At 61.7% G+C, this 21,425-nt stretch carries 21 protein-coding genes and 1 pseudogene; 15 read left to right on the top strand and 7 right to left on the bottom strand.

The window, feature by feature from the left end:
* The 4 genes and pseudogenes from WG908_RS08100 to WG908_RS08115 form a co-directional block, all read right to left on the bottom strand.
* A pseudogene (locus tag WG908_RS08100) lies at window positions 1–249 on the bottom strand (sulfotransferase family protein); the annotation flags it as partial.
* A gap of 88 nt (window positions 250–337) precedes the next feature.
* Window positions 338–1,195, bottom strand: a complete 858-nt coding sequence (locus WG908_RS08105) for a TIGR03619 family F420-dependent LLM class oxidoreductase (protein WP_340186077.1) — start codon at window positions 1,193–1,195, stop codon at window positions 338–340.
* Window positions 1,196–1,330: 135 nt separating this feature from the next.
* The gene (locus tag WG908_RS08110; protein WP_340186078.1) at window positions 1,331–1,816 is read right to left on the bottom strand and encodes a nuclear transport factor 2 family protein; all 486 of its coding nucleotides are present in this window, start codon (window positions 1,814–1,816) and stop codon (window positions 1,331–1,333) included.
* Window positions 1,817–1,821: 5 nt separating this feature from the next.
* On the bottom strand, window positions 1,822–2,568 hold the full coding sequence (locus WG908_RS08115) for an NADPH-dependent F420 reductase (protein WP_340186079.1): 747 nt from the start codon (window positions 2,566–2,568) through the stop codon (window positions 1,822–1,824).
* Between the two features lie 102 nt (window positions 2,569–2,670).
* Here WG908_RS08115 and WG908_RS08120 point away from each other — a divergent pair, with 102 nt between their 5' ends.
* Window positions 2,671–3,045: a winged helix-turn-helix transcriptional regulator gene (locus WG908_RS08120; RefSeq protein WP_340186080.1), complete on the top strand. Its 375-nt coding sequence runs from the start codon at window positions 2,671–2,673 to the stop codon at window positions 3,043–3,045.
* Between the two features lie 281 nt (window positions 3,046–3,326).
* Here WG908_RS08120 and WG908_RS08125 read toward each other — a convergent pair whose 3' ends face one another.
* Complete coding sequence (locus WG908_RS08125; protein ID WP_340186081.1) at window positions 3,327–3,917, bottom strand: TetR/AcrR family transcriptional regulator; 591 nt, start codon at window positions 3,915–3,917, stop codon at window positions 3,327–3,329.
* Between WG908_RS08125 and WG908_RS08130 the strand changes: the two genes are divergently transcribed.
* From WG908_RS08130 to WG908_RS08150, 5 genes are all read left to right on the top strand, one after another.
* A complete protein-coding gene (locus WG908_RS08130) occupies window positions 3,907–4,134 on the top strand; it encodes a hypothetical protein (protein WP_340186082.1) in 228 nt (75 codons plus the stop codon). The two genes, WG908_RS08125 and WG908_RS08130, sit on opposite strands and share 11 nt — an antisense overlap.
* A gap of 32 nt (window positions 4,135–4,166) precedes the next feature.
* Window positions 4,167–5,456, top strand: a complete 1,290-nt coding sequence (locus tag WG908_RS08135) for an aromatic ring-hydroxylating oxygenase subunit alpha (protein WP_340186083.1) — start codon at window positions 4,167–4,169, stop codon at window positions 5,454–5,456.
* 212 nt (window positions 5,457–5,668) lie between these two features.
* Entirely contained in the window at window positions 5,669–6,652 is a 984-nt protein-coding gene (locus WG908_RS08140) for an LLM class flavin-dependent oxidoreductase (RefSeq protein ID WP_340186084.1), read from the top strand.
* 225 nt (window positions 6,653–6,877) lie between these two features.
* The gene (locus WG908_RS08145) at window positions 6,878–7,795 is read left to right on the top strand and encodes a TIGR03620 family F420-dependent LLM class oxidoreductase (RefSeq protein WP_340186085.1); all 918 of its coding nucleotides are present in this window, start codon (window positions 6,878–6,880) and stop codon (window positions 7,793–7,795) included.
* Between the two features lie 38 nt (window positions 7,796–7,833).
* Entirely contained in the window at window positions 7,834–8,829 is a 996-nt protein-coding gene (locus WG908_RS08150) for a quinone oxidoreductase family protein (protein ID WP_340186086.1), read from the top strand.
* Window positions 8,830–8,929: 100 nt separating this feature from the next.
* Here WG908_RS08150 and WG908_RS08155 read toward each other — a convergent pair whose 3' ends face one another.
* Complete coding sequence (locus tag WG908_RS08155; protein ID WP_340186087.1) at window positions 8,930–9,925, bottom strand: LysR family transcriptional regulator; 996 nt, start codon at window positions 9,923–9,925, stop codon at window positions 8,930–8,932.
* Between the two features lie 65 nt (window positions 9,926–9,990).
* On the opposite strand from WG908_RS08155, the gene WG908_RS08160 reads away from it, so the two are divergent.
* Window positions 9,991–10,383, top strand: coding sequence for a TetR/AcrR family transcriptional regulator (locus tag WG908_RS08160; RefSeq protein ID WP_340186088.1), 393 nt, complete (start codon window positions 9,991–9,993; stop codon window positions 10,381–10,383).
* A gap of 24 nt (window positions 10,384–10,407) precedes the next feature.
* Here the strand turns inward: WG908_RS08160 and WG908_RS08165 are convergent, their stop codons facing one another.
* Window positions 10,408–11,295, bottom strand: a complete 888-nt coding sequence (locus tag WG908_RS08165; protein ID WP_340186089.1) for a LysR family transcriptional regulator — start codon at window positions 11,293–11,295, stop codon at window positions 10,408–10,410.
* A 188-nt stretch (window positions 11,296–11,483) separates the two neighbouring features.
* Here WG908_RS08165 and WG908_RS08170 point away from each other — a divergent pair, with 188 nt between their 5' ends.
* From WG908_RS08170 to WG908_RS08205, 8 genes are all read left to right on the top strand, one after another.
* Complete coding sequence (locus WG908_RS08170; protein WP_340186090.1) at window positions 11,484–13,151, top strand: AMP-binding protein; 1,668 nt, start codon at window positions 11,484–11,486, stop codon at window positions 13,149–13,151.
* A complete protein-coding gene (locus tag WG908_RS08175; RefSeq protein ID WP_340186091.1) occupies window positions 13,148–13,840 on the top strand; it encodes a nitroreductase in 693 nt (230 codons plus the stop codon). Before WG908_RS08170 ends, WG908_RS08175 begins: the two co-directional genes overlap by 4 nt.
* Before the next feature lie 110 nt (window positions 13,841–13,950).
* Window positions 13,951–15,135: an acetyl-CoA C-acyltransferase gene (locus WG908_RS08180; RefSeq protein WP_340186092.1), complete on the top strand. Its 1,185-nt coding sequence runs from the start codon at window positions 13,951–13,953 to the stop codon at window positions 15,133–15,135.
* A gap of 15 nt (window positions 15,136–15,150) precedes the next feature.
* Entirely contained in the window at window positions 15,151–15,912 is a 762-nt protein-coding gene (locus tag WG908_RS08185) for an SDR family NAD(P)-dependent oxidoreductase (protein ID WP_340186093.1), read from the top strand.
* A gap of 406 nt (window positions 15,913–16,318) precedes the next feature.
* Complete coding sequence (locus tag WG908_RS08190; RefSeq protein WP_340186094.1) at window positions 16,319–16,903, top strand: TetR/AcrR family transcriptional regulator; 585 nt, start codon at window positions 16,319–16,321, stop codon at window positions 16,901–16,903.
* 306 nt (window positions 16,904–17,209) lie between these two features.
* Window positions 17,210–17,728, top strand: coding sequence for a VOC family protein (locus WG908_RS08195; protein WP_340186095.1), 519 nt, complete (start codon window positions 17,210–17,212; stop codon window positions 17,726–17,728).
* 177 nt (window positions 17,729–17,905) lie between these two features.
* Window positions 17,906–18,490 carry a VOC family protein gene (locus tag WG908_RS08200; RefSeq protein ID WP_340186096.1) on the top strand — a complete coding sequence of 195 codons (585 nt, stop codon included), beginning with the start codon at window positions 17,906–17,908 and terminating at the stop codon, window positions 18,488–18,490.
* 401 nt (window positions 18,491–18,891) lie between these two features.
* A complete protein-coding gene (locus WG908_RS08205) occupies window positions 18,892–21,156 on the top strand; it encodes a TonB-dependent receptor (RefSeq protein ID WP_340186097.1) in 2,265 nt (754 codons plus the stop codon).
* Window positions 21,157–21,425: the final 269 nt, after the last annotated feature.

Consider the following 21,425-nt stretch of genomic DNA (forward strand, 5'->3'; position numbering starts at 1 on the left):
CCCGTCGATGACTTCGTCGAGAATTTCGGGATGGTCGGTCAGATCCTTCTGGAACCACAGCCGATTGACGAGCAGGCGCAGGATATTTTCGCGCAGATGCTCCACGCGGTCGGGGCGAACGGCAACGTCGGCATTGACGCCCTTTACCAGCATGTCGAGACCGTCGCGGAAATCGTCGGGGCCAAAGTCGGACAGGCCCGTCCGATCCTGCGCCGTTTGCAGCAGTTCCCGAGCGTCGAGCACTTTCATCACCATTCTCTCCTAGATGCCTGCGGCACATGTCCGCAAAAGCCGTGCTGATAACATTGTCGGTCAAGCGGATCGGCAGCCGCCCCCGTCAGAGCTTCGATATGACCTCGTCGCCGAACCGCTTGATATCATCGAGTTTCTTTTGCAGCGGGACGTCGGGCGTCGGGAACAGGACGATGCAATAATCGGTCACGCCGATATCCTCGAACTTGCGATAGGCGCCAAGGTCGGGCCGTTCCTGCTGCGCGGTGCGCATATTATATTGGCGGGCGTGAATCTGGAAATCGCGATCGTCGGCGCCGTAGGACCGGCGCAGGTCGTGCAGTTCGGCGATCATGGCCTTCATCGGATCATAGTCCATGTTCACCACGGTCCAGCCGTCGCCCACCCTGGCGGCGCGGCGCAAGGCCGGCTTTGAATGGCCGCCGATGACGATGGGCACGGGGCGGGTCGGCGCCGGATTGATCTTGATCGGCCCGAACCGGTTATGCTTGCCCTCATAGCCGAACAGTTCGCCCGTCATCAGCCCCTTGAGGATGTCGATCGATTCGTCCAGAAGCTCGCCGCGCTTGCTCCAGTCGAGGCCGTTATAGGAAAAATCCTCCTCCCACGGGCCGATGCCGGCGCCATAGATGAAGCGATTGTCCGAAATGACCGCCAGCGAACAAATCTGTTTGGCCAGCAATATCGGCGCGCGCGACGCCGACTTCATCACATTGGGAAAGAAGCGCAGCTTGCTGGTCCGGGCCGCCATCCAGGCAAAGGCGACCATCGGTTCGATAAAGGCGGTATTTTCGATATATTTCCGGATCGCGTCGGTTTCATTATACGGATAAATCGAGTCCGTTTCAGCAGGATAGAACACGCTGTCCGGTGTGGAGAAAGCGTCGAATCCGGCTTCCTCCGCGGCAACGGCCATCTCCAGCCAGTCCTGATACTGGCCCATTGTCTCCGATAGGCTAAAGCGCACTTTCCGATCCTCCAAAGACTTTTTTCATATGCCGCCGCGACTTCAATGTCGCTCAATTATCCCGTCGCTTCACAGGTGCTTGCAGAATATCTTGCCGGCGGCGATCCCCCCTCACCACCCCTGGCCGAAGGGCGCAAAGGCGGACGCCGTGCAGCGCAGGCTGCTGATCCGCCAGCCCGACGGCGTGCGGACGAATTCATCCTCGTAGAAAGCCGTCGTCCACATCGCGCCCATGTCGCGCCGGTTGAGCGCGACGGCCACATGCCATCGCCCTTTCGCGCTATCGCCATCCACCTCTATGTGCGGGTTGCCGAGCAGGTGATAGGAATAGGGATATAGCGTCGCGTCGTTGAACCGTTCGGTGACGGCGGCCGATCCGATCAACGGCGGTGCGCCGGTCGGCACGATATGGAAAATCGCGTCCTCGGTGAAAAGCGCACCGATCTCCTCGCCCGTATGGGGCTTTTCCGCGCTGCTGTCGGCGAGTTCGGTGTAGCGGGACTTGAGGCGGATGATCTCCTGGATATCCTCAAGCCGCTGGAGTCGCTCTTCAATGGTCATAGCAGCGCATTCGTCTTCGATTTTTTCGTCGGTCATCGGGTTCATGCGATCGGATTTGCGGATCGGTTGAGCTGAATGAAGTCCTGGTGGGTCGGGCTGTGGCCGAGGCTGCCATATTGGGTGACGAGATGATCGCGCGTTTTGGGCGCCTGCCCCGGAACCGCCTGGTCGAGCGCCCTGCGCATGGTGTCGGCGTCGTAATCGCAGCAATAGCTTGGGGTGGCGGGCTGCTGGCGCCATGAATCGGCGAGCGCACCGGCATCGACGGGATCAAAGCCCATGGCGTCGACAATGTCGCACACCAGCGCCTTGTGGGCCGGATCATCGCCTGCAACGGCGATGGCGAGTCGCCCCGGCGTGCCTTTGGACTGGCCCAGTTCAGCCAGCGAATAGGCCAGGATGTTGTTGAAGGCCTTGATCACGGGCCGGCCGATCCGGCGGGATACCCAGACGCTTTCGACCTCGCCATCGTCGAGTTCGGCAATCTGCGGATCGCGCATGCCCGGATAATAGTTGCCGGTGTCGACCACCGGCACGTCCCGGGGAACGGCGTCGAACAGATCGCCGGGCAGATTGGCGATGGCAGGAAGCGGAATGGACAGGATCACCATGTCGGCGCCGGCGACGGCACCCTTCGCATCGGCCGCCGTCGCGCCGATTTCGTCGGCGAAAGCCTGAACATTCCGGGCGCCCCTGGAATTGGCGACCCGCACCTGGTGCCCCGCCGCGGCAAGCCTACGTGCAAGCAGGCCACCGATGCTGCCAATACCAATAATGCCGATCTTCATGCCTCGTCCCAACCTGTTGCGTTACACCGGAGTTTAGGCCTAAGTAGTGGCATCGGCAATAGCCTACCAAAAAGTGTGAAGCTGTCTGAAAGGTAAGCATGGATGGGACATGACTGGATATGCGACGACCCCAAAAGGCAACTGATCTGGGCCGCCGCGACAAAGGATGCGCTGCGTTTGCTGGAAGGCAAATGGAAGATCGTCATCATCTGCCAGCTGTTCGGCGCGAAGGCGCCGATCCGATTCGCCGAGCTGGAACGGCGGATCGAAGGGGTGAACCAGAAGATGCTGATCCAGCAGCTCAAGCAGCTTGAAAAGGACGGCATCGTCGCGCGGAAGGTCTATCCCCAGGTGCCGCCACGGGTGGAATATTCGCTGACCGAGATGGGCAAGGCGCTTGGCCCGTCCATGGCCGAGCTTACCGAATGGGCGTTCAAGCTGCGCGAGGCGGTGGACGCGCGCGATAAGGTCGAATGACCGGCGGCAAACGTCCAACGCCTCAACCGGCGCAACGGGCCCCTGATCACAGCCAAGGCCGGCACGGCTGTGTTTCCCGGCATCGGCCAATATCCCCTTGCCGCTGACGGCCTGGCTGCAACGGATCGCATCTGCGCCTGCTCCACGTCCTTAGAGCGCGTCGAACATTATCCCTCGATCGCCGCCCGCGAGGCGCCCCCCCCCCCCCTGCGCTTGCGCCTGTCCAAGCCACGCGCTTGCAGCCCCCGATCCTTGCGTGTCTGTGGGCGCGGGTCGCGAGCCTAGGCCCGGTTGCAGGATGCGGCCAGGGACGCGGGAGACAATAGCGCCCGTAGCGCGACTTCGAACCCGGCGGCGATCATATCGGGCGCGCTGGCCGGATGCGTACTCGCGTGCAGCGCCAAAGCGCGCGTCATCATGAGCAAAGTCTCGATACGGCCGTTGATGTCCCTTTCCGCAAGGCCTTCGAACGCGGGCGCGACAATGGTGCGAAGGGCATCGCGGAATCGATCGTCCACGCGCGCGACCAGTTCGGCGACCCTGGGATTGCGCGCCGCTTCGGCCAGGACCGCCTGGGCAAGCGCTGCCCGCTCAAAGTCGAGCAACCATGGCACGGCATTGAGGTATCGATCGACAAGGGCATCGATGTCCAGCTTTCCCAGCTCATCCGGGTGGGTGATGTGCAGCATGAAATCCTCAAAATCGCGCTCGGTGAGGGCGATCATGATCGCTTCCTTGCTCGCGAATATTTTATAGACGTGCCCAACGCTCATGGATGCTTGCGCGCAGATGCGGCTGATCGTCGCTGCGTGGACCCCCTCGGCAATGACGCATGCGCGCGCGGCATCGAGGATTTGAGTCTTGCGGGACATCGCGCGCTCTTCCCGTCGTGATATCACCGCTGCCGATCGTGCCATCTATCATTTTCCCAACCGCTTGCGGCGCCCAGAAGCCGAAGCAGAGCGTCTTGCATATCTTGCCCTGTGGGATAAGGAAATAGGTATAGAGCGAGCGATCACTCTATTTCTATTGACCGACCGACGCGCCTGTGTCATTCCAGGTCGAACGGCCGATCGCTTCGGCCTGTAACCAAAGACCTGCGATATGCTGGCGATGGCGCAATGGAAAAGGATGAGGATCAGGCGATGAAGGGTTTCGACCATGCCGAACTGCGGACCCATTATGATGACATAATGGGGCTGATCGCCCGCAAGGAGCCGACGCTCGCGCCCGATATCCTCAAGGTTCCGGTGACGGACTATACCGATCGCGCGCGATGGGAACGCGAAGTCGCGCTCCTGAGGACGACGCCGATGATGCTCGCATTGTCGAGCGAGCTGCCCGAGCCTGGCAGCTATTGGGCCATGACCCGGCTTGGCGTGCCGATGCTGCTCACGCGCTTGAAATCGGGCGAGGCGAGGCTGTTCATCAATGCCTGCCGGCACCGCGGCGCCAGGGTGGTGGAGGACGGAAAGGGCAAGGAACCGCGCTTTACCTGTATCTATCATGCCTGGACATATGGGCTGGACGGGAAGCTCCTGGCATTGCCGGAAAACCGGATTTTCGGGGACGTCGACAAGAGCTGCTACGGCCTGACCGAACTGGCAGTCGAAGAAAGGGCCGGCCTGATCTGGGGGGTGCTCACACCGGGCGCGCCGCTCGACCTCGACGAATATCTGGGACCGCAGATGACGGACCTGCTGGCGAAATGTCGCCTGGACCGCTTCCAGGTCGTCAACCAGATCGAATTGCCCGCCGCGAACTGGAAGCTGGCGTTCGAAGGCTATTGCGAATCCTACCATTTCATCAGCCTGCACGCCAAGAGCTTCGGCAGCTTCGTCATTCCCAATGTACTGAAATTCGACAGCTTCAATTCGCATACGCAGTTCCTGACGCCGGTTCTGGGCATCGACGGTTGCGATCCTTCATCGACGAATGATCTGAAGCGCTATGTGCAACTCGCCTTCACCTGCTTCCCCACGACTTTCTTTGCCTTTGCGAGCGACACGGCCTTCTCAAGCGAACGAGAAGCCGGAGTCGAGCCGGTAGAACGGATTTTCATCAACCAGGTCCTGCCCGGCGACAGCCCGGAAACGTCGATAACCATCTCTCGCACCGTGGTCAGTACCGACTTCATCGGGACACCGATCGAGGAAGAGACGCGGCACTGGTCGATGATGACCCACAGGACCGTCCGCGAAGAGGATTATCCGGTCGTGCAAAGCACCCAGGCCACGCTGCTGTCGGGCGCTCAGGACCACCTGACGATCGGGCGCAACGAAATCGCCATTCATCACCTCCACCAGATGTTGCGCAAAGCATTGGGCGACGAATTGCTGGGCGAACGCGGCGACCATGCTCCCGCTGTCGGGCACATGGCGAATGTGTCGCCGCCGATGGTCAATTGCTGAGGGACCGTCGAGCGCATGGACGGCGTGCCGCGCCACCCCGGCCGACAAGGCGACGGGACCCGTTTTCTCGCCATCCACAGGGCCGATGCCGAGCACCAATATCGGTTTGACTACCACGATGAATTTTATGCATCATAGCGCGCCGATTTAGTCATTGGACTGGCGGTGAGACCGAGCGTAACCGCGAGGCAGCATAATAGGGAGGCGGATTGATGCCAGGCAAATTGACTTTCGGTTACCTTTACGATTTCCGTAATCCGCCGCAGTGGCGTCGGCCCTGGGCAGATGTTTACAAGGAAGCCATCGACGTCGCCGTCTGGAGCGAAGGGATCGGTTTCGGGGGCGCATGGGTGCCCGAGCATCATCTGTCCAGCGATGGCTACCTGCCCTCGCCGCTCGCCGTGATTTCGGCGATGGCGACGCGCACCAAGCGCATCAGGCTTGGCACCTGGATCGCATTGGCCCCGCTATATCACCCGATGCGCTTCGCTTCCGATTGCGCGGTGCTCGACATCATTTGCGAAGGGCGGCTCGATGCCGGCCTCGCGATCGGATATCGGCCAACGGAATATGCGGCGATGGGCGTCGATTTCACCAAGCGTGGCCGGCTGTTCGACGAATGGCTGGAGATCGTCACCAAATTGTGGGCGGGCGGAAAGGTGAGCTATGCCGGGGAGCATTATCAGCTGGATGACGTCCAGTTGATGCCGCCCGCCCCCAACAGCCGCATCCCGATTTTCATCGGCGCCTTTGCCCCCAAGGCGATGGACCGGGTGCTGGCCTATGCCGACGGCTATGTGGGATCGGTCGAAGGCGCCGAACTCTATGTCCAGAAGCTGCGCGAGCAAGGGAAGGACATGAGCGAGGGCAAGGTACGGCTCGGCGATTTCTACACCCTCGTCGCCCGCGACCCGGAACAGGCGATGGAGGAGCTGGCTCCCCATTTCCTGCACGTCAACAACGCCTATGCCGAATGGGGTGGCGAGGGGATGGACTGGATGAGCCTCGACGATTTCAAGGCGTCGGGCAAGTTGCAGATATTGACCCCCGATGCCGCGATCGCGAAATACAAGGGATTGCAGGAACGGATGCCGCTCGACCATGTATGCATGATGATGCCGGCGGGCCTCCCCGCCAAGCGCTTCATGCCCTACGCGCAACTGTTCGCCGACGAGGTGTTGCCGGCTTTCAAATAGGCGGAGGGGCGCGGGCGTTGCTGGCGATCGGACATGCGCAAGGATGCGGTGACGCAACTTTTGCGATGTTCGACGCAAATCGCCGGCCCGCCCCCTTCCGCTCAAGGCGATTGCCCGTTTCCTTTGTTCAGTTTCGGATATAGTGCCTAGCGCTACCTGGCCTTTGGCCATGTCGAATTTTCGATGCGGGTCGAGGCGCTCGCAGGATTTTACAGGAGAAAGTGGATGGAACTCGGCAAACTTGCGATTTGGGCCAATGTCAATGGACCGATCAGCTTTTTCGAGGACGAGAAGTCCGGCGAACTGGGACCGGCGACGGCCGAACGCCTCGCTCGTTTCGCCCGCCGCGTCGAGGAACTGGGCTATGATTCGATCTGGATGCCCGACGCTTTCGGCCGCGATCCCCTGCTCGCCTCCGCCTGGTTGCTGGCCAACACCACCACGCTGAAGGTGGCGACGGGCATCATCAGCATCTATTCGCGCGATCCCATCGCCATGCGGGCCGGCGCCGATGCGCTGAACGAACAATGGGGTGGACGCTTCATCCTGGGCCTGGGCGTTTCCCATCGCGAAACCGTGGAGGGGATGCGCGGCCACCAATATGAAAAACCGATCCCCGCGATGCGATCCTATCTGGAGGCGATCGCCAAGGCGCCCTATTATGCGGCGGCGCCCGCTGAACCGACGACGATCGTGCTGGCCGGTCTGCGCGAAAAGATGATCGAGCTGGGCGGGACGCACGCGCAGGGCGCGCACAGCTACCTTGTGACGCCCGAACATACTGCCCAGGCCCGCGCGATCCTGGGCCCGGACAAGCTGCTCTGCGTCGAGCAGCCGATGGCGCTGGAAACCGACCCTGTAAAGGCGCGGGAACTCGCACGCGCCGAGGTCGCATTCTATCTCACGCTGCCGAACTATTGCAATTCGTGGAAGGCGCTGGGCTTTTCCGACGAGGATCTTGCCAATGGCGGCTCCGATCACTTCGTCGACTCGCTCGTCGCCTGGGGTGACGAGGCGGCGCTGCGCAAGCGCATCGACGAGCATCTGAGCGCAGGCGCGACCCAGGTGTGCATCAAGCCGTTGGCGCCAGGGGGCGGCAGCACCGACATGCGCATCGTCGAACTGCTCGCGCCTGGCGCCTGAGCGGCGGTTGGACGAACATATAAAATAGATATGGAGTGATGCCTGTGCGTGCCGTTACCGCTGATTTCGACAATCTTTCGCAGTCCCCACGGATTTCGGAAATAGAGCAGCCGACGTTATCGGACGGTGAAATGCTGGTACGCATTTCCTATGGCGGGATGAATGCGGCGGACTGGCAATATTCGCAGGGAATGGTGCCGACCATGGCCCGCGGCAGCCTCAATATCCTGGGTTTTGAGGCTGCCGGCGTGGTCGCGCGGGTCGCACCGGACGTCACGAGCTTCCGCGAGGGTGACCGCGTCATGTTCGCGCGAAGCCGCGCGACCGGGGATACGGGCACGTTCGCGGAATATGTCGCGTTCCCGGCCGATCTGGCGTGTCGCGTGCCGGACTGGATGACGATGGAGGATGCAGCCGCCACGCCTATCTGCTTCCTCACCTCCTACATCTCGCTGTTCGCGGACGATCTGGGCAACGCCAAGCCGGGGCAAAAGGTGCTGATCCATGGCGGCTCCGGCGGCGTCGGCAGCTTCGCCATCCAGCTGGCAAAATATGGCGGGCTGCTCGTGGCGGCGACGGGCCGCACGGCCAATCAGGACTATATGATCGAAATGGGCGCGGACATCGCCATCGACTATACCGATCGGGAAAAAGGCATCGTCGCGCAGACGCGCGAGTGGGCGCCCGAAGGAGTCGATCTGGTGTTCGACGCCGTGCGGCAAGATACACTGCCCGACGCGCTCGCTGCGTTGAAACCGGGCGGAACGCTGGTCAGCATATCGACCGGTCTCGACACCAGCAATCTGGACGAGCAAATGGTCGCGTCGCAGGCCCGCGGGTTCAAGCATGTGCGCTGTTTTGCCCATTGGCCCGAGAGAATTGCCAAGGTGCCCTTGGTCAACATTCTGGAGAAGAAGGGCATTCGCATCCCTCCGGTCGAAGTGGTGGAACTTGACGACCTCGAACCCGCGATCACGCGGCTCAGGGGTGGGCATAACCGGGGCAAGCTCGTGCTGAAGATGACGGGCAAATAAGGTCCGGCATCGGCCGCCGCCGGATGAGTCAGGCGCTGCATCGACAATGATGGAAGGCGGTGGCGCGCAGCCGCCGCCTATCTATGCCATGATGCCGAGGTCATAGCCGCATGTCGAAGGGCAAAAGTTCCTCCGCCGAGCTTGCGCGCTGGCGTCGCACAGCCGGATCCGCAGGGGGATTGATCAGATCCGCGATTATGGATCGGGCCATGCGAGACAGTTTCCTGTTCTGCAAAGTAACCAGAACGATGTCCTGATACTTCCACTTGTCGATCAGGTCGCCGATAGGAAGCTCGACCAAGTCATATTCCGGGTGCGATGAAAGCACATGCCTCATGACAACGATCAGGGATTCGGTTCTTTGCGCCAGATCCATTGCGTATAATATGTCGTCGCAATGTATCGTCGTACGAAAATTATATTCATGACGCCAACCATAGTTCGCGTCACCATTATACCCAGTGGATACCGGAATTCTGGGCGAAAGTATCGGATATTCGGACATTTCCGCCAAATCTATGGAATCTTTATTCGCCAGAGGATGTGATTTTCTGGCAGCTATGACGAATTCCACCCGACACAGCGGTTCGAGTGCCAGTCGATTGGACATGGTATCGACATCGCGTTCAGCGGCAACGTAGAACTCGATATCCTCTTTCAATAATGAATTAAGCAGCTTTTCTCCCGATTGCTCGATGATTTCTATGTCGAAACCGGAACAGTGACTCAAAGACATTGCCAACGTCTGTTTCACAATATCGAGCTGAGCGAGCGCAGGGGTTATCCCGAAGACGGCCTTGCCCGAGGACCCTGCGCTCAAGGCATCGATTTCGTAAACAAACTCATCGATCTGATGGACCAGCCGTCTGGCAAAGACGAGGAATTCGCGACCCAGCGGCGTCAGCCTGACCCCCGTCTGGTTCCTGTCGAACAGGCAAATGCCGATGCATTCCTCCAGATTGGCGATGCTCCTGCTCAAGGCCGATTGGGTTATGCGCAGGACGTTGGCTGCCCGCTGATAATTTAGCTCGTTTGCCAGGACAACGGCTCGGTCGAGGGAGCGGATGTCCCTCATCTTGAGGAGTTTGTCTAGCATAGGTCCATATCCGTCAGGTTGCTCGACATCGCGATCCTTTGTGCCAGGCGCGCGGGGGTCAACCCATGTTTGCCCGGCATGGCTTCCCCGCACCGCGTCTCCGACGATTTTCGCCTCTGTTCGACCATAAGATCGAGACGAACGTCACGACGCTTGAAAGCCACCTCACTCTCCTGCCCATGCACGATGCGTTGCGCCCGCCACTGCATATATGTGGCGTTCATATGTGCTGTAACAATTGTTACAAGAACAATCCGGCCATGCCTCCTCCTGCCCACCGACACTCGCGGCGTGCCGAGGTGGTGGAGGCGGACCATGATATCGTTGCGGAACAAGGCCCCGTCAAGCTGGCCGTGCGCCAGGTTGCGGCAGCAGCGGGTATCCAGCGCCGCGGGCTTCAGTCACTATTTTTCGGGCAAGCAGCTTCTGGTGTCGGCGGTCTGTCGCGTCCCATCTGATAGCAGGATGCGGGCGAATGCCGGTCACACCGTCCCGCTCGGCTCGCCGCGCTCGGCACGATCGAACGCCATGTCCCAGAAGAGCCGACCGCCATCAGCCGCATGGTTGACGCTTCGCAACAATTGGAAGGGCACGGCGACCGCCGACCGCACGGGAATGCGAACGACATCCGCGCCGCCGGGGTCGTCGCTGCCGAAATCGAAAAATGCCGCGACGTCGTCGGTCGCTCGCATCCGGAACGGCGCGCCTTCGGCCATCTCCGGCATCTCGACGAACCGGCATCCTGTTGCGGTCAATGGCGCATAGAGCATGTCCCACAGGCCGGGATTGAGATTGCGGGTAAATACCTGCAAGCGCGAACTGTCCAGTTCCCCGGGCGCAATCGACGGACGCTGCGCCCATTGATGCGATCGGCCCACTGTCACCGCCAAGCCATAATGCGCCAGGACGATACGTTCGAAACGGGCGGTGTCGACTTCGCCCATCATGAAGGACAAGTCGATCTCGCCGGCCTCCAGCTTCGCCAACAGCGGGAGCGACCAGGCGCTTTCAAGCTCAAGGCTGACGTCGGTATGGGCCAGGGCGAAATCGTTGAGCAACTCGTGCCGGTGCCGGCTCGTCTTGGTGCTGGGCGCGGCCCCTATCCGCAGCACGCGCCGCTCGCGACGGCCCAGCTGGAGCGATAATCGGTCGGCGGTTTGGGACAGGCGCGCCATCTCCTCCGCCACAGGCAGGAAGGCGGCACCACGCTCTGTCAAGGTGACGCTGCGGGTCGTGCGATGCAGCAGGCGGAAACCCAGTATGTTTTCCAGCTTGGCGAGCCGCGCCGACAACCAGGGTTGCCCCACCCGCAGGCGTTGCGACGCGCGGACGAAGGAGCGTTCCTGCGCGATCGCGGCGAACTCGATCATGAGCCTAGGATCGATCCGCACCGCTGCCTCTCCTGATGGCGCGCACGATAATGTCGAAATTCGACTTAATCAAGCGCCAATCCGGCTTGGACTAGGCCCCAATGCGATTGCATAATCCTTATCCCGGCACGAAATGGCCGATAGTCCGCAGGTTCGTTGCGCCGGTCGCAACAATGATGGAGAGGATAATGTCGGCATCATCCGGGACAGTGGCGACGCCGTCCTATCTTGAAATCGTGGCCGGCTTTGACATGGACGATGAGCTGGCATTGCTGAGGATGGATGACGGCGGGGCGGTCAATGCCGCCGAACTGTGTTGCACCCGTCATGCCAGCGATCCCGACCGGGTGGCATTGCGTCATCGCGCCCCGGACGGCGCCACCCGCGACTGGACCTTCGCCGAACTCGATCGCGCGTCGTCGCGTTTCGCCGCGGTGCTGCGCGACCTTGGCGTCACGAAGGGGGATCGCGTGGCGGGCCTGTTGCCGCGCACCGCCGAATTGCTGGTCACCATATTGGCGACATGGCGGATCGGTGCGGTGTACCAGCCGCTGTTCACCGCCTTTGGCCCCAAGGCGATCGAGCACCGGCTCAAGCTGGCCGATACGCGCGTCGTGGTCGCCGATGCCGCGAACCGGCCGAAACTGGCGGACCTCGACACGCAGGCCGCGACAGTCATAGTGGGCGCAGCGGCCGGCAGCGGCGACAGGGACTTCTGGTCGGCCATCAACGAACAGGCAGGTGGCATCGCGCCGGTTCGGCTCGCTCTGGACGACCCGTTCCTGATGATGTTCACCTCCGGCACGACAGGGTTGCCCAAGCCGCTGTTCGTGCCGCTGCGCGCGATCGCCTGCTTCGTCTTGTATATGCGCCATGCCATCGATCTGCGGGCCGACGACCGGTTCTGGAACCTTGCCGACCCCGGCTGGGCCTATGGCCTTTACTGGGCCGTTATCGGCCCGCTCGCGATGGGCATGACGACGGTCTTTCACGAAGGCGGCTTCAGCGTGGAGTCCACCTATGACACGATCGTCGAATATGGGATCACCAACCTGACAGGATCGCCGACCGCCTATCGACAATTTCTTGCCGCCGGCCCCGAAAAGGCGGCCCGCGTCAAGGGCCGGTTGCGCGTGGTCAGCAGTGCCGGCGAACCGCTGAACCCCGAAGTGATCCGCTGGTTCGACCAGCATCTCGACGTCGCGATACATGATCATTACGGGCAAACCGAACTCGGCATGGTGGTGTGCAACCATCATGGCCTTTCGCATCCGGTGCGGATCGGATCGGCCGGCTATGCGCTGCCCGGCTACCGCGTCGTCATACTTTCGCCCGACGACCGGGAACTGGGCGTGGGCGAACCGGGCGAATTGGCCCTGGATCTGGCGCAATCGCAGCTGATGTGGTTCACCGGCTATATGGGCCGCGACACGCCGGCGCTGACCGGCGCCTATTTTCGCAGCGGGGACATGGCCGAACTGAATGACGACGGCAGCATCTCGTTCCTTGGCCGTTCCGACGATGTCATCACCACATCGGGCTATCGCGTCGGCCCGTTCGATGTCGAGAGCGCGCTGCTGGAACATCCGGCCGTCGTGGAATCGGCGGTGATCGGAAAGCCCGATCCGGAGCGGACCGAGATCATCAAGGCGTTCGTGGTTTTAAGGCCGGAATATGAGCCAGGCCCGGCGCTCGCCGAGGAGTTGCGCCTGCACGTCCGGTCCTGCCTGTCTGCGCATGCCTATCCGCGCGAAATCGTCTTCGTCACCGACCTGCCCAAGACGCCCAGCGGCAAGGTCCAGCGTTTCCTGCTTCGCCAGCAGGAGATCGCCCAGCAGCCCGCGGCCGCATCATGACCGTTTCTATCCGGCCCGATCCCGGCGTTTCGGCTTTCGATGCGGTCGCGGGGCGCCGTTCGATCCGCCGCTTCCTGCCCGACCCGGTGCCATATGCGGTAGTCGACAACATGCTGGCAACCGCATCGCGCGCGCCTTCGGGACAAAATATGCAGCCCTGGCTGGTCCATGTGGTCACCGGCGATACCCGCGCGCGCCTGTGCAGCGTGGTGGCGGACGCGGTCATCGCGGGCGAGCGCAGCGACGAATATGCATATTTCCCGGCCGAGATCCGTGAGCCCTATCGCGCGCGCCGACGCAAGATCGGCTTTGACCTGTTCGCGATCTACGGCATCGGCCGAGACGATCTGGAGGGGCGCCAGCGCGTGCTGCTGCGCAACTTCGACTTCTTCGGCGCGCCGGTTGGGCTGTTCTTCACGATGGAACGCGACTGGGGCTATGGCGCGTGGATCGACATGGGCAACTTCATGACCAACATCATGACGCTGGCGCCCGCCTTTGGCCTGGCGACATGCCCGCAACAGGCCTGGGCGGAATATGGCGCGGCCGTCCGCCGGGTGCTGCCGGTGCCGGACGATCATGTGATCGTATCCGGCATGGCGCTGGGGGTTCCCGACCTTGAGGCCCCGGTCAATGCCCTGGTGACGGAGCGCGTCGCAACCAGCGCTTTCGTCCGGCATCATGGCTGACCCCGGATGGTCGAGGCGGGAGCGAGCATGTTTGCGTTGTGGGCGTGGCGCCTGATCGGGCGCACTATATGTCCGGCTCGGCTGCGTATCGCTCTTTAAGGAGAAACAAGATGCAAAATGATCCTGTCGTCATCGCCAGCTATGCGCGCACGCCGATGGGCGGGTTCCAGGGCGCCTTGTCCGCGCTCAAGGCCACCGACCTTGGCGCCGCCGCGGTGAAAGCGGCGGTGGAGCGCGCGGGGATATCATCCGACGATGTCGATCGCATCTATATGGGCTGCGTGCTGCCAGCCGGGTTGGGGCAGGCGCCCGCGCGACAGGCGGCGCTGGGCGCGGGCCTTGGCATTCATACCGAAGCGACGACCGTCAACAAGATGTGCGGATCGGGCATGCAGGCGGCGATCATGGCGCACGAGGCGCTGGTGGCGGGCGCAGCCGACGTGGTGATCGCGGGCGGCATGGAAAGCATGACCAACGCGCCCTATGCGCTGACCAAGCATCGCGGCGGCGCGCGCATCGGCCATGATCGCATCATCGACACGATGATGATGGACGGGCTGGAAGACGCCTATGAACCTGGCAAGGCGATGGGCGTCTTTGCCGAGGAAACCGCGCGCGACTATCAATTCACGCGGGACGAGCAGGACGCCTATGCCATCCGGTCGCTCGAACGGGCAAATGCGGCCATCCGCGGCGGTGCGTTCGCCAGCGAGATCACGCCGGTCACGGTCGCGGGCCGGGGCGGCGATACCGTCGTCGATACCGACGAGCAGCCCGGCAAGGCCAGGCCCGATAAAATCCCGGCGCTCAAGCCCGCCTTCGTCAAGGATGGCACGATCACCGCCGCCAACGCCTCCTCCATCTCCGACGGTGCGGCAGCGCTGGTCATGACGCGGGCCAGCGTGGCGGAACGGCTCGGCCTCAAGCCGGTGGCAACGGTCGTCGCGACCGCCGCCCATGCGCACGAGCCGTCCAAATTCGCCATTGCGCCCGTCCCGGCGATCCGCAAGGTGCTGAAAAAGGCAGGCTGGTCGGTCACGGACGTCGACCTGTTCGAGGTCAACGAAGCCTTCGCCGTCGTCGCGATGATCGCGGCGAAGGAACTGGGCATCCCCGACGACAGGCTAAACGTCAATGGCGGCGCGACGGCGCTGGGCCATCCCATCGGCGCGTCGGGCGCGCGCATCCTCGCGACGCTGATCGCCGCGCTCGAACATCGCGGGCTCAGGCGCGGCGTCGCCAGCCTGTGCATCGGCGGGGGCGAGGCCACCGCCATGGCGATCGAGCTGATCTGAAGGGAAAGCCGCGACATGGATATTCGAAACAGCGCCGCCATCGTCACCGGCGGCGCATCGGGCCTTGGCCTGGCGACGGCGACGATGCTGGCGGCGCAGGGGGCGAAGGTTGCGATCTTCGATCTCAACGAAGCGGATGGCGAGGCAGCGGCGGCAAATGTCGGCGGCGTCTTCGTTCGCGTCGACGTCGCCGATGAGGCCAGCGTCGCTTCCGCCATCGACGTGGCCGAACAGGCCCATGGCATCGCCCGCATACTCGTCAACTGCGCCGGCGTCGCGCCCGCCGCGCGGACGGTGGGCAAGGATTTCGCGCCGCATCCGCTGGCCGGTTACCGCAGGACGATAGAGATCAACCTGGTCGGCACCTTCAACGTCCTGTCCCAATTCGCGGCCCGGGCGGCCAGAGTCGAGGAGGTAGAGGGAGAACGCGGCGTCATCGTCAATACCGCCTCGGTCGCCGCCTATGACGGCCAGATCGGACAGGCTGCCTACAGCGCATCGAAGGGCGGGATCGTCGGCATGACCTTGCCGGTCGCACGAGATCTGGCGCAGCACAAGATCCGCGTCATGGCCATCGCGCCGGGCATTTTCCTGACGCCGATGATGCAATCCTTTCCGCAACATGTGCAGGACGCGCTGGGCGCACAGGTCCCCCACCCCAGTCGCCTGGGGGACCCCCGCGAATATGCGCAACTGGTCGAGGCGATCGTCCGCAATCCCATGCTTAACGGAGAGGTCATCCGGCTGGACGGCGCCATCCGCATGCCGCCGCGCTGAAGGGGATCGGCGCTGGCGGACATTGCTCGCAACATTGCCGCCGCGTCGCCCCGCCCGAGGATCCGGGCGACGGCATCGCGCTTGCACCCATCGCCGGAACTGCCCCTCCCCATGGCCGCCCGCCGCCCTCAAAAAGTCGGGATCGCAGCCGCCCTGAAATAGAGCGGCGGTTATTCACATTCCCGCGAGGATGACTATTTTGCCCGGCATAATGGCGGATGAAGGCGGCGAACGGGACCCGGCCCGGCGTTTATCTCCCCAAATCTTCGTCAAGGATGGCACGATCAACGCTGATCGCCACACCATGTCGCGCGTCATTCCCGCATCGGCCGGTTGCCCCGGCACGGTCATATGATATGGCGAACCCGAACGACTTATAACGTGCGTTACGGGCGGGAATATCTGTATGTCCTTACCAGTCGATCGCCATTCGCGTCGCGCCGAGGTGGCGGAGGCGGCCTACCATATCGTCGCGGAACAGGGTCTGGACATGTTGACCGTCCGGGCGGTGGCTAAGGCCATGGGGTGCAGCACCGCCGTGGTCAGTCATTATTTCGCGGGCAAGCAGGACCTGCTGCTGGCGGTGCATCGCTTTGCCTCCGAATGCGCCTTCATGCGATGGGCATCCGTGGAAGCTGCGGGGGGCGACCTGTGCGCCTGCCTGAAAGAGGTGCTTCCGACCGACACCGAAATGCGGCGCTATTGGCGGGTCTATTTTTCGTTCTGGAGCACGGTAGGGACAGATCCCGGCCTTGGCGCGATCCATAGCGGCATGCTGGCGCGCAGCCTGGATAATATTCGCCGACTGATGAACAAGGACCCGCGCCTTGCGAAGCTTGAGACCCCTGCGCTGGACAGCCTCGTTCGTCAGGTTCTGGCCTTGCAGACCGGCATCGCGACGCAAGCGGCCATCAGCGAAGACTATTGGCCGGCGGACCAGCAAATTGCAGATCTCGAAAGCGGTTTTGCAAAGCTTCTGGCCGGGGCATGATCGAAGGCGGCGCCTGGGGGTTCAGCGCGCCGGTATCGCGCCTCTTGCTCCGGGCGGGCGGGTGCTTTTTGCGAGCCCCTCGCCGTACCGCGCGCCGGGCGAATTTCGCAGTTTTCACTTGTGACAACTGTTATATGGCCTACTATCGCGCGGCGATGATGCGCGCATATTGTGATCAAACCAGTCGATCCGCCGGATTGATCCCGTCCTGAAGCAATGGCGCGCAACCGCTGAACAAGACGAAGCGCATGTGTCCGGCATTGGCTCCGGGTCCATGGGACTGTCGCGGCCGGAGGGAGCCTGAACATGTATAAAAGCAATGAAATCATGCAGATCGCTTATGTCGTCGACGATCTTGACGCTGCCATCGAACGCTGGAGAAGCCTGATCGACACAGGTCCTTTCTTCGTTTTTCGTGACAGCTCCCCCGAAATATTCAAATATAGGGGGCAGCAGAGCGAGGTGCGACTGGATATCGCGATCGGACAGGTTGGCCCTGTTCAGGTTGAATTTGTTCAGCCCAAGATGGCGGGCCCCAATATCTGGCGCGACGGCGTTGCCGCGGGCGCGCAGGGCTTCCATCATCAATGCTATGTGACCGATGATCTTCAGGCCGAAATCGCGCGCTACGCGCAGATGGGCGTCGAGTTGGGTGTCGAGGCCCAGGCGGGACCGATCGCATTCGCCTATTTCGATACGCGACATCTGATCGGGAGCATGACCGAAGTGGTACAGCGTTGCGAGGCGTTCGACGGACTGTGCAAAATGATCGCGGATGCGGCGGTCGACTGGGATGGCTCCGACCCGGTGCGCGTTCTGGGCTGAAATAGCCCCCCCTTTTTGGACTGTCTCGATTTGGTAGTCGGAGCGATTTGGCAATGAGAATGTACCGCCGGCCGGCGCAGGCTCGCCGGCTTGAAGCTGCGCGACGCACGCGAATGGCACGCGGCTTCGGGCTGGCTTTTTAAAGATACGCGCTGGCAGGTGTAGCGGGAGGATGCGATGAGCAGATATTTCGGGAGCGCCATGCAGACGGCGTTCGTCGTTCGCAATATAGACGATCATATTCGGCGCTGTGTCGAGGTCGGTATCGGTCCCTTCTTCGTCAGCCGGAACATGATCCTGAACATGCGCTGCCGTGGCGAGCGGCGGCAGGTGCCCATCACCATCGCGCTCGCCTATTCGGGATCGATGATGTATGAATATCTCGAACCGCATGACGACACGCCATCGCCCTATAGCGCGTTTCTGGCGAAGAACCCCGAAGGCGGCCTGCATCACCTCGCCTATTTCTGCGACGATTATGACGATGCGCTTGCCAGGGCGAAGTCGCGGGGCGGGACGTTCGACATTGTCATGGAGCTTTACACGCAGGACGGCAGCCTGATCGAAATCTACGTCGAACCTGAGGGACAGCCTGACGGGCTGCTGTCCCAGCTGATCGTGGAAAGCATGTTCGGCAGCTTTTTCAAGCAGGCCGAGGCCGCCGCGCTCGAATGGGACGGGACCAGCCCGGTGCGTCCGCTCGCCGATCTGCTGCCGCCGGTGATGCAGCCGCCAGTGATGCGGCCGCGCGGGGCCACATAAGTTCGGGACCCGGACGGGTGTCGTTGCATAAGGAGAGGTCGACGAAATGCTTACGGACACAGTCGTGATCGTGACGGGCGGTATGCGGCCGGATAAGACGCTGTCGCATATTGCTTTTCGAAAGGACCCAGGTAAAATTTAGGGCACATGCCTCAATCGACAGTTGACAAAGCCGGTTGACTTGGGTGATGAAGGAATAACAGACAAGTTTTAAGAACCAATATGTTTTGCCTGTACTATCGGTTCAGTTAAAATCGCCGCGATCAGTCAGCAGGGCTTGATACCCTCGATATTAACGAAATAAAGATACGTTTCCGGGCAAAAAGATGATTAAATATTAACCGCGATAATAAAAATAGATAAATTGGCTGGCAATGCCGATAAATAAGAGGGGATGTTCGATGAAGACGAGCTATGTCATTCTTAAAACAATATTGCTTGCCGGCAGCGCCATGACCGGCTTTTCGGCCCAGGCCCAGTCCGCCGGCGCGCAGGATGCCGCGACATCTTCTGCCAGCGCCGCCCAGGGCGAGGCGTCCGGTTTGGGCGACATCATCGTGACGGCGCAGCGCCGCTCCGAACGGTTGCAGGACGTCCCGGTCGCCATCACGGCGGTCACCCCTGAATCGGCGCAGCAGCTTGGCCTGCGGAACCTTCGCGATATCAAGCTGGTCGTGCCCGGTACGGACTTTGCGGAAGGCACGGGTTTCGCGCAGCTGTATATCCGCGGCATCGGCCAGAATTTCGCGACGCCGGGTGTGGAAGCGCCCGTCTCGGTCTATCTCGACGGCGCTTATCTGCAACGCACGGCGGGATATAACTCGCTGCTCGACATCGTCGATCCCGGCACGATCGAAGTGCTGCGCGGGCCGCAGGGAACCCTGTACGGCCGCAACGCCACGGGCGGCGTGATCCGCCTCAACGCGGCGCTGCCGACATCGAAGTTCGAGGGCCGCGTGCTGGGCGAATATGGCCGGTTCGACCATAAGCAGTTCGACGGCATGCTGAACCTTCCCGTCAGCGAAACGCTGAGCGTCCGCTTCGCGGGCCGCTATCTGGAAGAAGACGGCTATATCCGCAATCTTGCGACCGGCAACGACCTTGGCGGCGGACGATCCTACACGCTGCGCGGCACGGTGCGGTGGCAGCCGAACGACAGCACGGACATCGTCGCAGGCGTCGAATATCAAAAGAGCCGCTGGCGGCGGGATATCGATCAACTCGCCTTCGGCGCGCCCCTGTGCCTTACCTGCCAGACCACCGGCAACACGCCGGCCGACGGTTTCTACGAAACCAACCAGACCGAATTGGTGCCGTTCCGCAATCGCGTCCTGCGCACCTATGTACGGACCACCTTTTCCACGGACAATTTCGACATAACCAGCCTGAGCACCTTCCTGTCCGACAAGAGCGTGCAGAAGGCCGATAACGATTATGTGCCCGTCAACGCTTTCGTGTTCGAAGTGCGCGGCGTGGGCGGCAAGACCTATTCGCAGGAATTGCAGGTCGCATCGCATCTGGACGGGCGGTTCAACTATATCTTCGGGGTCAACTATCTTTACGACAAGGCCTTTTTCGACCTTGCGCTGACGGGTAACGACTATGCCGGCGTGATCGCCGCCACCGGGGATGGCCCTGGCACCGTGAATACCATCCGCACGGAATCGATCTCGGCCTTTGTCGAGGGCAATTACAAGCTGACCGATCAGGTGAAGGTGACCTTCGGCGGACGCTATACCTATGACAAGCGGACGATCACCGGCGACAATAATGCCGGGTTCGAATTGTTCGGCTTGCCGGACAGGTTCACCTTCGGCGGTTCGTTCCGTGCGTTCACACCCCGCTTTGTCCTGGCCTGGGACAATGGCCCGACCAACATCTATTACAGCTTCACGCGGGGCTTCAAGGCGGGCGGTCTGAGCACGCCCGCCACATCGCCGGCCGAGGCGCTGCGTCCTGAAAAGATCTTCAACCATGAAATCGGCATCAAGAATTCCCTGATGGGCGGAATGCTGCGCACGTCGCTGTCGGTCTTCTATTACAAGAACAAGGATTTGCAGACCCAGATCATCGACGCGACCGCAGGCGGATCGCGGTATGAAAATGCCGGCGGGCTAGAGGGCTATGGCGCGGAGTTCGAGGCGACGCTGCGTCCGACCGACGGGCTGACGCTGGGCGCCTCGCTGGGCTATCTGCACACTGAATTTTTCGATTATGAAAATGCGTCGCAGGTGTGCGTGAGGCCCTTCGATCCGGCCGCACCGGGGGCGGTTCTCTTCAATTGCCCTCCCGGACCGGACACGAACCTGAATGGCGTGCGCGGCGTCCATGCGCCAAAATTGCAGGCGTCGCTGACCGCCAGCTATGAATTCCCGATCGGAACATGGAGTGCCAATATCGCCGGTGCGGCGCAATATCGCTCATCGTTCGACTTCGCGGCGAATGGCGGCGGCGTCCTGCACTATGACCGTCAGGGCAGCTACACCGTCGCCAACTTCTCGGGCTATGTCAGCCCTCCGGGCGACAATATCCGCCTTGGCGGCTATATCGACAACGCGTTCGGCCAGAAATATGCGGTCTATCGCTCCACCAGCCAGCCCTATGGCCTGAGCTATCAGGCGGGCAAGCCGACCACCTATGGCGTTCGTGCCGAATATCGTTTCTAAATAGCGAGGGGGCGGTCACGTCGGCAATGCCGCTATGATCGCCCCCCCATCTTCCATCAAGCCGTGGACCGGATGGCGCAGCGCTGTTCCTTCGCTCATGATGACGCGATGAAATCTGATCTTATATAATTTGCTATTGGGCCAAGTCCCAACCGCCGATGGTGTGGCTGGCGACGATCGCTCGCGCCACTTGTAACAACTGTTCTATAACTTATAAGGATCGGCGAGGCTGCGCGCGCTCATCGCCCCGATCCCTGGTCGAACCGGGG

The sequence above is a fragment of the Sphingobium anseongense genome (assembly GCF_037725245.1).
Classification (GTDB): Bacteria; Pseudomonadota; Alphaproteobacteria; order Sphingomonadales; family Sphingomonadaceae; genus Sphingobium.